Origin of the sequence: Variovorax sp. PMC12, from assembly GCF_003019815.1 — a bacterium.
Taxonomy (GTDB): Bacteria; Pseudomonadota; Gammaproteobacteria; order Burkholderiales; family Burkholderiaceae_C; genus Variovorax.
Map to the genome: position 1 here is coordinate 5,322,592 of NZ_CP027773.1, position 14,657 is coordinate 5,337,248.

At 67.1% G+C, this 14,657-nt stretch carries 13 protein-coding genes; all 13 read left to right on the forward strand.

Going from position 1 to position 14,657, the window contains the following annotated elements; all coding sequences use genetic code 11:
* Positions 1-114: 114 nt before the first annotated feature.
* Positions 115-3,993 carry a DUF3683 domain-containing protein gene (locus tag C4F17_RS24945; protein ID WP_106937038.1) on the forward strand — a complete coding sequence of 1,293 codons (3,879 nt, stop codon included), beginning with the start codon at positions 115-117 and terminating at the stop codon, positions 3,991-3,993.
* A complete protein-coding gene (locus C4F17_RS24950; protein ID WP_106937039.1) occupies positions 3,990-4,436 on the forward strand; it encodes an HIT family protein in 447 nt (148 codons plus the stop codon). Before C4F17_RS24945 ends, C4F17_RS24950 begins: the two co-directional genes overlap by 4 nt.
* On the forward strand, positions 4,436-4,849 hold the full coding sequence (locus C4F17_RS24955; RefSeq protein WP_081267957.1) for a gamma-butyrobetaine hydroxylase-like domain-containing protein: 414 nt from the start codon (positions 4,436-4,438) through the stop codon (positions 4,847-4,849). The genes C4F17_RS24950 and C4F17_RS24955 overlap by 1 nt, the downstream gene beginning before the upstream one ends.
* A gap of 113 nt (positions 4,850-4,962) precedes the next feature.
* Positions 4,963-5,694 carry a bifunctional demethylmenaquinone methyltransferase/2-methoxy-6-polyprenyl-1,4-benzoquinol methylase UbiE gene (gene ubiE / locus C4F17_RS24960; RefSeq protein ID WP_081267958.1) on the forward strand — a complete coding sequence of 244 codons (732 nt, stop codon included), beginning with the start codon at positions 4,963-4,965 and terminating at the stop codon, positions 5,692-5,694.
* Between the two features lie 32 nt (positions 5,695-5,726).
* Positions 5,727-6,758, forward strand: coding sequence for a Tim44 domain-containing protein (locus tag C4F17_RS24965; protein WP_106937040.1), 1,032 nt, complete (start codon positions 5,727-5,729; stop codon positions 6,756-6,758).
* Between the two features lie 53 nt (positions 6,759-6,811).
* Positions 6,812-7,381: a ubiquinone biosynthesis accessory factor UbiJ gene (locus C4F17_RS24970; protein ID WP_106937041.1), complete on the forward strand. Its 570-nt coding sequence runs from the start codon at positions 6,812-6,814 to the stop codon at positions 7,379-7,381.
* Positions 7,378-8,943 carry a ubiquinone biosynthesis regulatory protein kinase UbiB gene (gene ubiB / locus C4F17_RS24975; protein ID WP_081267961.1) on the forward strand — a complete coding sequence of 522 codons (1,566 nt, stop codon included), beginning with the start codon at positions 7,378-7,380 and terminating at the stop codon, positions 8,941-8,943. Before C4F17_RS24970 ends, ubiB begins: the two co-directional genes overlap by 4 nt.
* 13 nt (positions 8,944-8,956) lie before the next feature.
* Positions 8,957-10,408, forward strand: a complete 1,452-nt coding sequence (locus tag C4F17_RS24980) for a sodium:solute symporter family protein (RefSeq protein ID WP_081267962.1) — start codon at positions 8,957-8,959, stop codon at positions 10,406-10,408.
* A gap of 105 nt (positions 10,409-10,513) precedes the next feature.
* Positions 10,514-10,849 carry an FmdB family zinc ribbon protein gene (locus C4F17_RS24985; protein ID WP_106937042.1) on the forward strand — a complete coding sequence of 112 codons (336 nt, stop codon included), beginning with the start codon at positions 10,514-10,516 and terminating at the stop codon, positions 10,847-10,849.
* A 9-nt stretch (positions 10,850-10,858) separates the two neighbouring features.
* The gene (locus C4F17_RS24990) at positions 10,859-11,491 is read left to right on the forward strand and encodes a DUF502 domain-containing protein (protein ID WP_106937043.1); all 633 of its coding nucleotides are present in this window, start codon (positions 10,859-10,861) and stop codon (positions 11,489-11,491) included.
* A 37-nt stretch (positions 11,492-11,528) separates the two neighbouring features.
* The gene (aspS, locus tag C4F17_RS24995; RefSeq protein ID WP_081266010.1) at positions 11,529-13,334 is read left to right on the forward strand and encodes an aspartate--tRNA ligase; all 1,806 of its coding nucleotides are present in this window, start codon (positions 11,529-11,531) and stop codon (positions 13,332-13,334) included.
* A gap of 7 nt (positions 13,335-13,341) precedes the next feature.
* Entirely contained in the window at positions 13,342-13,818 is a 477-nt protein-coding gene (gene nudB, locus C4F17_RS25000; protein ID WP_081266009.1) for a dihydroneopterin triphosphate diphosphatase, read from the forward strand.
* Positions 13,815-14,588 (forward strand): endonuclease/exonuclease/phosphatase family protein, encoded by a 774-nt coding sequence (locus tag C4F17_RS25005; protein WP_081266008.1) that lies wholly within the window; start codon positions 13,815-13,817, stop codon positions 14,586-14,588. The genes nudB and C4F17_RS25005 overlap by 4 nt, the downstream gene beginning before the upstream one ends.
* The last annotated feature ends 69 nt before the right edge of the window (positions 14,589-14,657 follow it).

Here is a 14,657-nt window from a genome sequence, read left to right on the forward strand (position 1 = left end):
GCCGCGCTTAGCACAAGGGCGTAGCGGGCGCCACGAGGCAAGACCCCAGTCGCTGCCCTAAAATCTCCGGCCCGGCTGAGTGGGCGCGCAGCGCCTGGCCGAGGCGCCACCCCGATGAATGCTCCGACCGCGTTGAATACGCTGTTGTCACAGGCCGCAGAGCCTGTGCGACTGCGCGAGATCCCGTACAACTACACCAGTTTCTCCGACCGCGAGATCGTGATTCGCCTGCTGGGCGAACGCGGCTGGGACCTGCTCCAGAACCTGCGCGCCGAGCGCCGCACCGGCCGATCGGCGCGCATGCTCTACGAGGTGCTGGGCGACATCTGGGTCGTGCAGCGCAACCCCTATCTCGTCGACGACCTGCTCGACAACCCGCGCCGGCGCGGCCAACTGGTCGATGCCCTCAGGCACCGCCTGGCCGAAGTGCAGAAGCGACGCACCCCCGACAGCGACCTGCCGCGCGACCAGCTCGTGGGCGAGCTCACCGGCCTGGTGGGCGACGCCGTGGCTGCCTTCGACACCAAGTTCCGCGACGTCGCCGCCCTGCGCCGCAAGGCCACGCGCGTGCTGCGCCGGCTCACGGCCAAGGACAACATCAAGTTCGACGGGCTGTCGCGCGTGTCGCATGTGACGGACGCCACCGACTGGCGCGTGGAGTACCCCTTCGTGGTGCTGTGCCCCGACACCGAGGCCGAGATGGCGCTGCTGGTCAAGGGCTGCATCGAGCTGGGCCTGACCATCATTCCGCGCGGGGGCGGCACCGGCTACACCGGCGGCGCCATTCCGCTGACCTGGAAGAGCGTGGTCATCAACACCGAGAAGCTCGAGGCGATGACCGAGGTCGAGCATGTCTCGCTGCCCGGCCTGGATGCGTCCGTGCCGACCATCTGGACCGAGGCCGGCGTGGTCACGCAGCGCGTGGCCGACGCGGCCGAGCGCGCGGGCTTCGTGTTCGCGGTCGACCCGACCTCTGCCGAAGCCTCCTGCGTGGGCGGCAACGTGGCCATGAACGCGGGCGGCAAGAAGGCCGTGCTCTGGGGTACGGCGCTCGACAACCTCGCCTCGTGGCGCATGGTCACGCCGCAGGCCGAATGGCTCGAAGTCACGCGCTTCGGCCACAACCTCGGCAAGATCCACGACGCCGAGAGCGCCGTGTTCGAGCTGCAGTACTACGCGGCCGACGGCAAGACCAAGCTGCGCACCGAGCGCCTGGACATCCCGGGCCGCACCTTCCGCAAGGAAGGCCTCGGCAAGGACGTGACCGACAAGTTCCTGTCGGGCCTGCCGGGCATCCAGAAAGAGGGCTGCGACGGCCTCATCACCAGCTGCCGCTGGGTGGTGCACCGCATGCCGGCGCACACCCGCACCGTCTGCCTGGAGTTCTTCGGCAACGCCAAGGACGCGGTGCCCAGCATCGTCGAGATCAAGGACTTCATGTTCGCCGAGCAGAAGCGCTCCGGCGTGCTGCTGGCCGGCCTGGAGCACCTGGACGACCGCTACCTGAAGGCGGTGGGCTACGCCACCAAGTCGAAGAAGCACGGCGGCCTTCCCAAGATGGTGCTGTTCGGCGACATCGCCGGTGACGACGCCGATGCGGTGGCCCGCGTCACCTCGGAAGTGGTGCGCATCGCCAATTCGCGCAGCGGCGAAGGCTTCATCGCCATCAGCCCCGAGGCGCGCAAGAAGTTCTGGCTCGACCGCAAGCGCACGGCCGCCATCAGCAAGCACACCAACGCCTTCAAGATCAACGAAGACGTGGTGATCCCGCTGCCGCGCATGGCCGAGTACAGCGACGGCATCGAGCGCATCAACATCGAGCTGTCGCTGCAGAACAAGCTGGCGCTGACCGACGAGCTGGAGGCCTTTCTCACGCGGGGCAACCTGCCGCTGGGCAAGACCGACGACGCGCACGAGATTCCCGCGGCCGAACTGCTCGAGGACCGCGTGGCGCAGGCCGTGGCGCTGGTGCAAGAGGTGCGGGCGCTGTGGGCCGGCTGGCTGCGCGATGTCGATGCGCAGTTCACGCAGCTGCAGGACCACACCCTGCGCGCGAGCTGGAAGACGCAGCTGCGCCAGCCGCTGCAGGAGATTTTCTCGGGCGCCGAATTCGCGCCGATCCTGGCCGAATGCACGGCCATCCACAAGCGCGTGCTCAAGGGCCGCGTGTGGGTCGCGCTGCACATGCACGCGGGCGACGGCAACGTGCACACCAACATTCCCGTCAACAGCGACAACTACGAGATGCTGCAGACCGCGCACGCCGCGGTGGTGCGCATCATGGCGCTGGCGCGCAGCCTCGACGGCGTGATCTCGGGCGAGCACGGCATCGGCATCACCAAGCTTGAATTCCTGAGCGACGAGGAACTGCGCCCGTTCACTGAGTACAAGGCCAAGGTCGATCCCGAAGGCCGCTTCAACAAGGGCAAGCTGCTGCGCGCGCCCGCCGGCCAGGTCGAGACGCTGCATGCCGACCTGACCAACGCCTACACGCCGAGCTTCGGCCTCATGGGCCACGAGTCGCTGATCATGCAGCAGAGCGACATCGGCGCCATTGCCGACAGCGTGAAGGACTGCCTGCGCTGCGGCAAGTGCAAGCCGGTGTGCGCCACGCACGTGCCGCGCGCCAACCTGCTCTACAGCCCGCGCAACAAGATCCTCGCCACCTCGCTGCTGGTGGAGGCCTTCCTTTACGAAGAGCAGACGCGGCGCGGCGTGAGCATCAAGCACTGGGAAGAGTTCGAGGACGTGGCCGACCACTGCACCGTGTGCCACAAGTGCCTCACGCCGTGCCCGGTGAAGATCGACTTCGGCGACGTGTCGATGAACATGCGCAACCTGCTGCGCAAGATGGGCCAGAAGAGCTTCCGCCCCGGCAACGCGGCCGCGATGTTCTTCCTCAACGCGACCAACCCGCAGACCATCAAGACGATGCGCGCGGGCATGGTGGGCGTGGGCTTCAAGGCGCAGCGCCTGGCCAACGACCTGCTGCGCGGCCTCGCGAAGAAGCAGACCGCCGCGCCCCCGGCGTCGCTGGGCGCGGCGCCCATCAAAGAGCAGGTGATCCACTTCATCAACAAGAAGATGCCGGGCGGCCTGCCCAAGCAGACGGCGCGCGCGCTGCTCGACATCGAGGATGCCGACTACGTGCCGATCATCCGCAACCCGAAGGCCACCACCTCGGAGACCGAGGCGGTCTTCTACTTCCCGGGGTGCGGTTCGGAGCGGCTGTTCTCGCAGGTGGGGCTGGCCACGCAGGCCATGCTGTGGCATGTGGGCGTGCAGACCGTGCTGCCGCCGGGCTACCTGTGCTGCGGATATCCGCAGCGCGGCAGCGGCCAGTTCGACAAGGCCGAGAAGATGATCACGGACAACCGCGTGCTCTTCCACCGCGTGGCCAACACGCTCAACTACCTCGACATCAAGACGGTGGTGGTGAGCTGCGGCACTTGCTACGACCAGCTGCAGGGCTACCAGTTCGACAAGATCTTCCCGGGCTGCCGCATCATCGACATCCACGAGTACCTGCTCGAAAAGGGCATCACGCTGGCCGATGCCGGCGGTGGCGGCTACCTGTACCACGACCCCTGCCATTCGCCGATGAAGCAGCAGGACCCGATGAAGACCGTGAAGGCGCTGGTCGGCGACAACGTGCTCAAGAACGACCGCTGCTGCGGCGAGTCGGGCACGCTGGGCGTTTCGCGGCCCGACATCTCCACGCAGATCCGCTTCCGCAAGGAAGAAGAGCTGAAGAAGGGCGAGGCCGCGCTGCGCGACAGCGGCAAGGTCGGCGCACAGGACAACGTGAAGATCCTCACCAGCTGCCCGAGCTGCCTGCAGGGCCTCTCGCGCTACGGCAACGACCTGAACAACGGCCTGCTCGAAGCCGACTACATCGTGGTCGAGATGGCCAACAAGATCCTCGGCGCCGACTGGATGCCCACCTACGTGGCGGCCGCCAACCAGGGCGGCATCGAGCGGGTGCTGGTATGACGGGGGCGGCGCGGCAAGGCTGCGTGCTCTGCGAAGGCCCGGGCGGGCGCCTCGTGTTCGAGGGCGCGAAGCTGCGCGTCATCCATGCGGAGGAGGCGGGCTTCCCGGCCTTCTATCGCGTGGTCTGGCGCGACCATGCGGCGGAGTTCTCCGACCTGGACGCAGCCGATCGCGTGCTGTGCATGGAGGCGGTGGCCGTGGTCGAGCAATGCATGCGCGAGCGGCTCAAGCCCGCCAAGATGAACATCGCCGCGCTCGGCAACATGGTGCCGCATCTGCATTGGCACGTGATCGCGCGCTTTGCCGGCGACAGCCATTTCCCCGGCTCCGTGTGGGCTCCGGCGCAGCGCGAGCGCAATGCGGCACACGAGGCGGAGATCGCCTCGCAGCTGCAGGCCCTGGAGGCTGCGATGATCGAGCGACTGGGCACAAGGAATTTCTGATGGCAGGCTTGAAACCGGGCGCACCGACGCCGCAATCGATCACCGTTCACGGCCAGTCGCGCGTGCTCGAGGTGGGCTTCTCGGACGGCGCGAGCTTTCGCATTCCCTTCGAGCTGATGCGCATCTACTCGCCTTCGGCCGAAGTGCAGGGCCATGGCCCGGGCCAGGAAATACTGCAGACCGGCAAGCGCGACGTGGAGCTGGTCGACCTCGAAGCCGTGGGCAACTATGCCGTGCAGCCGACCTTCAGCGACGGCCACAACACTGGCATCTACTCGTGGGACCTGCTCTACGAACTGGGCGCGAAGCAGGCCGAGCTGTGGGCCACTTACGAGCAGAGGCTGGCCGCTGCAGGCGTCGATCGCGACGCGCCGATGATCGAGCAGGGCGGGCACGGCTGCAGCAGCCACTGAGCTGGAGCCATGGCCCTACGCCCGTAAAGGGCGGGCGGAAAAAGCAACAAATGTCCGCCGTGCGTGCGGGGTCGTCGGCTTGATGTGAAGGCTTCCGGCCTAACATCGGTTGCATGAGCACCACACACTTCGGCTTCGAAACAGTCGACGAAAGCGAGAAGGCGAAACGCGTACGCGGCGTCTTCGACTCGGTCGCCTCGCGCTACGACGTCATGAACGACCTGATGTCCGCGGGCCTGCACCGTGCATGGAAGGCCTACACCGTGATGGTCGCGAACGTGGGCGAAGGCTCGCGTGTCCTCGACATCGCGGGCGGCACCGGCGACCTCGCCCTGGCCTTCGCCAAGAAGGTCGGCGCCACCGGCGAGGTGGTCCACACCGACATCAACGAAGCCATGCTGCGCACCGGCCGCGACCGATTGCTCGACGCCGGCGTGTCGTTGCCCACGATGGTCTGCGACGCCGAGAAGCTGCCTTTCCCCGACAACCACTTCGACGTGGTCACCGTGGCCTTCGGCCTGCGCAACATGACCCACAAGGACATCGCGCTGAAAGAGATGAACCGCGTGCTCAAGCCGCGCGGCAAGCTGCTCGTGCTGGAGTTCTCGAAGGTCGCCAAGCCGCTGGCCAAGGCCTACGACTGGTACTCCTTCAACGTGCTGCCGCGCCTGGGCAAGCTCGTGGCCGGCGACGACGCGAGCTATCGCTACCTGGCCGAATCCATCCGGATGCACCCCTCGCAAGAGGAGCTCAAGACCCTCATGAAAGAGGGCGGTTTCGGACATGTGGACTATCACAACATGACTGGTGGCATCGCCGCCCTCCATGTTGGAATCAAATGTTGATGAGGCGAATCTTTCGCTCAAGAGGAGACGACATGAAGAGTTTGGGTACTTTGTTCTTGGCGGTCGCGATGGTGCTGGGCAGTGTCCAGGCCGAAGCGGCCCGCATGGGTGGCGGCAAGTCGGTGGGACGCCAGTCGTCCAACGTGACGCAGCGCCAGGCCACTCCGCCGGCAGCGCCCGGCGCGCCCGCGCAGCAAGGCGCGTCCAACGCGGCAGCGGCCAAGCCCGGTGCCGCCGCTCCCGCGGCCGCCGCACCGAAGCGCCCCTGGGGTGCGATGCTCGGCGGCCTCGCGGCCGGCCTGGGCCTCGCATGGCTCGCAAATTCGCTCGGCCTCGGCGCGGGCTTCGGCAACATCCTGTTGATCGGCCTGCTCGTGCTGGCCGGCGTGGTGGCGTGGCGCATGATCAAGGCACGCTCGCAGCAAGCCTCGGGCGCCAGCCGCCAGGGCGGTTTCGCGTTCCAGGGCGCGGGCGCCAGCCCGAGCAATGCCAGCGCACCGGTGCAGTACAGCCCGGCCAACGTGGGCAACGACGCATCGGCACGCCCATGGGAGCGCAATGCGACCGCATTCGACGCGACGCCCGCCGCAGGCCACGGCAGCAGCCTTTCCGCAGCGGGTGCGGCGGCCGGCGGCAGCATGATCGGCTCGGCACTGGGTGGTTCGCAGTCGTGGGGCATTCCCGCCGGCTTCGACGTCGAGGGCTTCCTCGGCGCCGCCAAGCGCAACTTCGTGACGCTGCAGGACGCATGGGATCGCGCCGACGTGTCGATGCTGCGTTCCATGATGACTGACAGCATGGTCGACGAGATCCGCTCGCAGCTGGCCGACCGCGCCAGCCACACCGGCGGCGCGTCGAACAAGACCGAAGTCGTGATGCTCGACGCCAAGCTGCTCGGCATCGAGGAGCTGCCCGACGCCTACATGGCGAGCGTGGAGTTCTCCGGCATGATCCGCGAAGACGCCTCGGCGGGCCCCGGCCCGTTCCGCGAAGTCTGGAACATGACCAAGCCCATCAGCGGCACCAGCGGCTGGTTGGTTGCCGGCGTGCAGGCCCTGCAGTAAAAACCGGGCCGCGGCCGGCGCCCGGCCGCGGTACAGACCGGATAATGGGGACTATGGCCACACCATCGTCCCCTTTTTCTTTTCTCGGCGACCTCTTCAATCGCATCGGCGAGCGCCTCCAGCCGCCGGACTGGGCAGTCCACGAGATCCAGCACCGCGCGGTCCTGTTCCTGAACCACGTGCTGCAGCAGGAGCCTGAAGCCCAGCAGCGGCTTCTGCGCCAGCAGGGGCGGGTGGTGCGCTTCCAGTGGCGCTTCGTGACCATGGAACTGGTGGCCACGCCGGCCGGCCTGATCGACCTGGCCCCGGCAGGCTCGGTGCCCGAGCTCACGCTCACCGTCACCGAAGATTCCCCCTTCGACATCGCCCGCGCCACGCTGCGCGGCGACAAGCCCTCCGTGCAGATCATCGGTGACGTGCAGCTGGCCGCAGAGGTCAACTGGCTGGTCGATCACGTGCGCTGGGACATCGAGGACGACCTTGCCCGCGTGATCGGCGACGTGCCCGCGCACACGCTCGGCAACGCCGTGCGGCGCGTGGTGGGCGCGTTGCGCCAGTTCGTCGGCGACCGCACGGCGCGCGCCGGCGCTTCGACGACCGGCTCGGCGAGCAACGCCGAATGAGGCGCTTCTATCGCGGCTTGTTCATCGTCTGGGTCGCGCTGCGGTACGGCCTCGACGAGCTCGTGCTCACGAGCTTCCAGAAGCCCTGGCTGCGCGTGGTCGCGCGCGTCGTGTCCGTTGGCCGCAACCTCGACGCGCCGCGCGGCCAGCGGCTGCGCGAGGCGCTCGAAAGGCTCGGCCCCATCTTCGTGAAGTTCGGCCAGGTGCTGTCGACCCGGCGCGACCTGCTGCCGCCCGACATCGCCGACGAACTGGCCTTCCTGCAGGACCGCGTGCCGCCGTTCCCCTCGGCGGTGGCGATCGCCACCATCGAGCGCGCGTTCCGCCGTCCGGTGGGCGACGTGTTCGTGCAGTTCGACGAGACACCCATCGCCAGCGCATCGATCGCCCAGGTGCACTTCGCGACCATCCGCACCAACGAGGGCGAACTGCGCGAGGTCGCGGTCAAGGTGCTGCGCCCCAACATGCGCGGCGTGATCGAGAAAGACCTGGCGCTCATGGCCATGATGGCCGGCTGGGTCGAGGGCCTCTCGGCCGATGGCAAGCGGCTGAAGCCGCGCGAGGTGGTCGGCGAGTTCGACAAATACCTGCACGACGAACTCGACCTGGTGCGCGAGGCCGCCAACGCGGCCCAGCTGCGCCGCAACATGTCAGAGCTCGACCTGGTGCTGATCCCCGAGATGTTCTGGGACTTCTGCCACCCTGAGGTCATCGTGATGGAGCGCATGAAGGGCGTGCCGATTGCGCAGATGGACCGCCTGCGCGCGGCCGGCGTCGACATTCCCAAGCTGGCGCGCGACGGCGTCACGATCTTCTTCACCCAGGTGTTCCGCGACGGCTTCTTCCATGCCGACATGCACCCCGGCAACATCCAGGTGAGCCTGGAGCCCGAGACCTTCGGGCGCTACATCTCGCTGGACTTCGGGATCATCGGCACGCTGACCGAGTCGGACAAGGAATACCTGGCGCAGAACTTCGTGGCCTTCTTCCGGCGCGACTACAAGCGCGTGGCCGAATTGCACCTCGAAAGCGGCTGGGTGCCGGTGGGCACCCGCATCGACGAGCTGGAGGCGGCCATCCGCACCGTCTGCGAGCCGTACTTCGACCGGCCGCTGAAGGAAATCTCGCTGGGCATGGTGCTGATGCGCCTGTTCCAGACCTCGCGCCGCTTCCACGTCGAGATCCAGCCGCAGCTGGTGCTGCTGCAGAAGACGCTGCTCAACATCGAGGGCCTGGGCCGCAACATCGACCCCGAGCTCGACCTCTGGGCCACCGCCAAGCCTTTCCTCGAGAAGTGGATGGTCGACCAGATCGGCCCCAAGAAACTGTTCCAGCAGCTCCGGGCCGAAGCGCCCCGGTACGCCAAATTGCTGCCCCAATTGCCGCGGCTGCTGCACGATTTCCTCGAAAATCGGCCCGCCGACAACCGCCGCGAGCTGCTCGAACTGCTGGCCGAGCAGAAGCGCACGAATCGGTTGTTACAAACCATCGTCTACGGTGGCATAGGTTTTGTATTGGGGTTGCTCGCCATGCAGTTGCTGGTGCGCGTGCGTCTGTTCTAGAGGAGTTTCCGTCGTGCTGCTGACGTTGGTCATCGTCTATCTGCTTGTCACCATCGCGATCGGCCTCTACGCCGCCAAGCGGGTGAAGAACACCACCGACTTCGCCATTGCCGGACGGCACCTGCCGCTTTTCATGATCGTCACGACCACGTTCGCCACGTGGTTCGGCTCCGAAACGGTGCTCGGCATCCCGGCCAAGTTCATCGAAGGCGGGCTCAATGGCGTGGTCGAGGACCCCTTCGGCGCGGGCACCTGCCTGATCCTGGTGGGCCTGTTCTTCGCGGGCAAGCTCTACCGCATGACCCTGCTGACCATCAGCGACTACTACCGCGAGCGCTACGGCCGCGGCGTGGAAGTGGCGTGTTCGCTGATCATCATGCTGAGCTACCTGGGCTGGGTGTCGGCGCAGGTCACGGCGCTGGGGCTGGTGTTCAACCTGCTGTCGGCCGGCGTCATCAGCATCCCGATGGGCATGGTGATCGGCGTGATCTCGATCCTGGCCTATACGCTGTTCGGCGGCATGTGGTCGGTGGCCGTGACCGACTTCATCCAGATGATCATCCTGGTGGCCGGCCTGGCGGTGATCGCCATGTTCGCGGGCTCCATGGCCGGCGGCGCCGACAAGGTGGTGGCCTTCGCGGTCAGCAAGGACCTGTTCAAGTTCTGGCCCGAGCCCAGCTGGCACGACATGGTGTTCTTCTTCGCGGCCGCCATCACCATGATGCTCGGCTCCATTCCGCAGCAGGACGTGTTCCAGCGCGTGATGTCGGCCAACAGCGTGAAGGCGGCCACGCGCGGCCCGGTCATCGGCGGCCTGGCGTACATCCTGTTCGCCTTCGTGCCGATGTTCCTGGTGGCCAGCGCGCTGCTGATCATGCCGGAGCAGACCGCCACGCTGCTGAAGGAAGATCCGCAGAAGGTGCTGCCCACGCTGGTGCTGCAGAAGATGCCGTTCGTGATGCAGGTGCTGTTCTTCGGCGCGCTGCTGTCGGCCATCAAGTCGACCGCCTCGGCCACCTTGCTGGCGCCCAGCGTCACTTTCACCGAGAACATCTGGCGCCAGTTCCGCCCGGCCGGCACCGACCGCCAGAACCTCATGACGATGCGCATCACGGTGCTGCTGTTCAGCGCCGCGGTGCTGGCCTACGCCATCCGCATGCAGGGCACGCCGATCTACGAGCTGGTGTCGGGCGCCTACCAGGTGCCGCTGGTGGGGGCCTTCGTGCCGCTGGTCTGCGGCCTCTACTGGCGCCGCGCCACCACGCAGGGCGCCATCGCCTCCATTGCGCTGGGCATCGGCGTGTGGCTGCTGTTCCTGGCCGTGCCGGCCTGGGGCGCGGTGTTCCCGGCGCAACTGGCTGGCGTGCTGTGCTCGTTCGCGGGCATGGTGGCCGGCTCGCTGCTGCCGCAATGGGTAGTGGACACTCACACGCCGCATCGGCCTTTGGCCACGGAACCGGCCTGAGACTGAGGCCCGGCGCCCATGCCGGGCCCTGTTCGGCGGGGGCGCCCCTATAATCGAGGGCTTTGCGAGCGGCAGCTGCGCCGCTTTTTCCCCACCCGATTTCCCATGCCCATCTACGCCTACAAGTGCAGTGCCTGCGGCTTTGCCAAAGACGCTTTGCAGAAGATGTCCGACGCGCCCCTGAAGGTGTGCCCGGCGTGCGGCGCGAGCGCGTTCGAGAAACAGGTCACCGCCGCCGGCTTCCAGCTCAAGGGCTCGGGCTGGTACGTGACCGACTTCCGCGATGGCGGCGGCAAGAAGTCCGAGCCCGCCACGGCGCCCGCCTCGGGCGACGGCGCCAAGCCCGCCGATTCCGCGCCGGCCGCGTCCTCGCCCACCGCCGCCCCGAGCCCCGCTCCGGCGGCCCCGGCGCCCGCGCCGGCCCCCGCAAGCAGCGACTGATCGGCCGCCATGCTCGCCTTGCGCAAATGGTTGTTCTCCGGCTTGCTGGTGATCGTTCCGCTGTTCATCACCCTGGCGGTGCTGAAGTGGATCATCGACACGCTGGACCAGACGCTCTGGGTGCTGCCCGGCGCCTGGCAGCGCTGGCTGTACGAAAACAACATCCGCGGGCTGGGCGTGCTGCTCACGCTGGCCATCCTGCTGGTGGTCGGTGCCATTGCGAGCAACTTCGTGGGCAAGCGCCTGCTGGGCTGGGGCGATGCAGTGGTGCGCCGCATTCCGGTCGTGCGTTCCATCTATTCCAGCGTCAAGCAGGTCTCGGACACGCTGTTCTCCGAAAACGGCAATGCGTTCCGCACGGCAGTGCTGATCCAGTGGCCGCGCGAAAACGTCTGGACCATCGCCTTCGTGACCGGCGCGCCGGGCAACGAGGTGGCCACGCACCTGGGCAACGAAGACTTCCTCAGCGTCTACGTGCCCACCACGCCCAACCCCACGGGCGGCTACTTCGTGATGCTCAAGCGCAGCGACTGCATCGAACTCAGGATGAGCGTGGACGAAGCGCTCAAGTACATCGTCTCGATGGGGGTGGTCGTTCCCGGCGGCCCCGCCGTGCTGGCGACCAAGCCATCCAACTCATAAAAACGAACGCGCCGCCAAGGCGCCGGAAGTCCTCTCTATGGCCATGCGTACTCACTATTGCGGTCTCGTGACCGAAGCCCTGATGGGCCAAACCGTTACCCTGTGCGGCTGGGTCAACCGTCGCCGCGACCACGGCGGCGTGATCTTCGTCGACGTGCGCGACCGCGAAGGTTATGTGCAGGTGGTGTGCGACCCCGATCGCGCCTCCACCTTCGCCGTGGCCGAGAACCTGCGCAACGAGTTCTGCGTGCAGATCACCGGCCTGGTGCGCGCGCGCCCCGAGGGCACGACCAACGACCAGCTCAAGAGCGGCAAGATCGAAGTGCTGTGCCACGAACTGAAGGTGCTGAACCCCTCGGTCACGCCCCCGTTCCTGCTGGACGACGACAACCTGTCGGAAACCACCCGCCTCACGCACCGCGTGCTCGACCTGCGCCGCCCGGCCATGCAGCGCAACATGATGCTGCGCTACAAGGTGACGATGGAGACCCGCAAGTTCCTCGACGCCAACGGCTTCATCGACATCGAGACGCCGATGCTCGGCAAGTCCACGCCCGAAGGCGCGCGCGACTACCTCGTGCCCAGCCGCGTGCATGACGGCAGCTTCTTCGCGCTGCCGCAGTCGCCCCAGCTGTTCAAGCAGCTGCTGATGGTGGCCGGCTACGACCGCTACTACCAGATCGTGAAGTGCTTCCGCGACGAAGACCTGCGCGCCGACCGCCAGCCCGAATTCACGCAGATCGACATCGAGACCTCCTTCCTCGCCGAAGAAGAGATCCGCGAGATGTTCGAAGGCATGATCCGCAACGTGTTCCGCAACGCGGCGGGCATCGACCTGCCGGTGTTCCCGACCATGACGTACGCGGACGCGATGTTCAAGTACGGCTCCGACAAGCCCGACCTGCGCGTGAAGCTCGAATTCACCGAACTCACCGAGCTGATGAAGCGCGTGGAATTCAAGGTGTTCTCCAACGCCGCCACCATGGCCGGCGGCCGCGTGGTCGCGCTGCGCGTGCCCGGCGGCGGCGCCGAGGGCGGCCTGTCGCGCGGCGAGATCGACGCCTACCAGGAATTCGTCAAGATCTACGGCGCCAAGGGCCTGGCCTACATCAAGGTCAACGACGCCGCCGCCGGCCGCGAAGGCCTGCAAAGCCCCATCGTCAAGAACCTCGACGACAACGCGCTGGCCGAGATCATCGCCCGCACGGGTGCGCGCAACGGCGACATCCTGTTCTTCGGCGCCGACAAGGAAAAGATCGTCAACGACGCCATCGGCGCGCTGCGCATCAAGATCGGCCACAGCGCCTTCGGCAAGAAGAGCGGCCTGTTCGACGACCGCTGGGCACCGCTGTGGGTGGTCGACTTCCCGATGTTCGAGTTCGACGAGGAAGGCCAGCGCTGGAGCGCCGTGCACCATCCGTTCACCGCGCCGAAGGACGGCCATGAAGACCTCATGGACACCGCCCCCGAGAAGTGCATCGCCAAGGCCTACGACATGGTGCTCAACGGCATCGAGATGGGCGGCGGTTCGGTGCGTATCCACCGCGAGGAAGTGCAGAGCAAGGTGTTCCGCGCGCTGAAGATCAGCGCCGAGGACGCGCAGCTCAAGTTCGGCTTCCTGCTGGACGCGCTGCAGTACGGCGCCCCGCCGCACGGCGGCATCGCCATCGGCCTGGACCGCCTGGTCATGCTGATGACCGGCGCCGAGTCGATCCGCGACGTGATCGCCTTCCCCAAGACCCAGCGCGCACAGGACCTGCTGACGCAGGCGCCGAGCCCGGTCGACGAGAAGCAGCTGCGCGAGCTGCACATCAAGCTGCGCAACGCCCCCCAAGCTGCCTGATGCAGCCATGACGACCAGCCCCCGGCCCTGGAAGATCCCGGAGTCGGTGCTGGTCGTGATCCACACGCCGGCGCTCGATGTGCTGCTGATCCGGCGCGCGGACGCCGAAACCGACTTCTGGCAGTCGGTCACGGGCAGCAAGGACTTGGCCGACGAGCCGCTGGCGCTCACCGCGGCGCGCGAGGTGGCCGAGGAAACCGGCATCCAGTGCGGCGAAGGCACGGCGCTGGCCTCGCAGCTGGTCGACTGGCAGCTGCGCAACGTCTATGAGATCTATCCGCGCTGGCGCGCCCGCTACGCGCCCGGCGTGACCCACAACACCGAGCATCTGTTCGGCCTCTGCGTGCCGGAGCGCGTGGTGCCGGTGCTGGAACCCCGCGAGCACACCGCGTGGCAATGGCTGCCCTACCACCAAGCCGCGGACGCCTGTTTTTCCCCGTCGAACGCCGAAGCCATTCTGTTGCTGCCAGAATTTGCGCGATGAACCAGCCGGCAGCACCAGCAGCACCAGCGCAAAGCCTCCGGGTCGCGACCTACAACATCCACAAGGGTGTGCAGGGCATCGGACCGGCGCGCAGGCTCGAAATCCACAACCTGGGACATGCCATCGAGCAGCTCGACGCCGACATCATCTGCCTGCAGGAAGTGCGCAAGATGAACCGGCAGGCCGCCGCCCGCTTCGCGCACTGGCCGGAACTGCCGCAGGCCGATTTCCTCGCGCCCGAGGGCTACACCGCCGTCTACGAGACCAACGCCGTCACCCGCCACGGCGAGCACGGCAATGCGCTGCTCACGCGCTGGCCGGTGCTGCGCACCAGCCACCAGGACATTTCCGACCATCGCTTCGAGCAGCGCGGCCTGCTGCACGTGGTGATCGACGTTGAGGGCCGGCGGGTGCACGCCATCGTGGTGCACCTGGGGCTCATCAAGGGCAGCCGGGTGCGGCAGGTCGCCCGTTTGCGCGAATTCATCGACCGCGAGGTACCGCCCGACGAGGCCGTGGTGGTGGCGGGCGACTTCAACGACTGGGGCGCGCGCATGCGCTACGCCATGAACGCCATGGGCCTGCGCGACACCAGCGACCTGCGCGGTCCGCGCACGCTCACCTATCCCTCGCGCCTGCCGGTGGCCCAACTCGACTTCGTCTACGGACGCAGGCTGGAGCCGCTGGCCTGCACGGTGCCGCGCGGTCCCATCTGGGCACGCATGTCCGACCACCTGCCGCTGGTGGCCGATTTCACGCTCCTTAATTGATAGCATCGCTCCAAGAAGGGACGGGCGTTGCGGCCCTGAATCTCTGGAGCCATTCACTGGTACGATCCC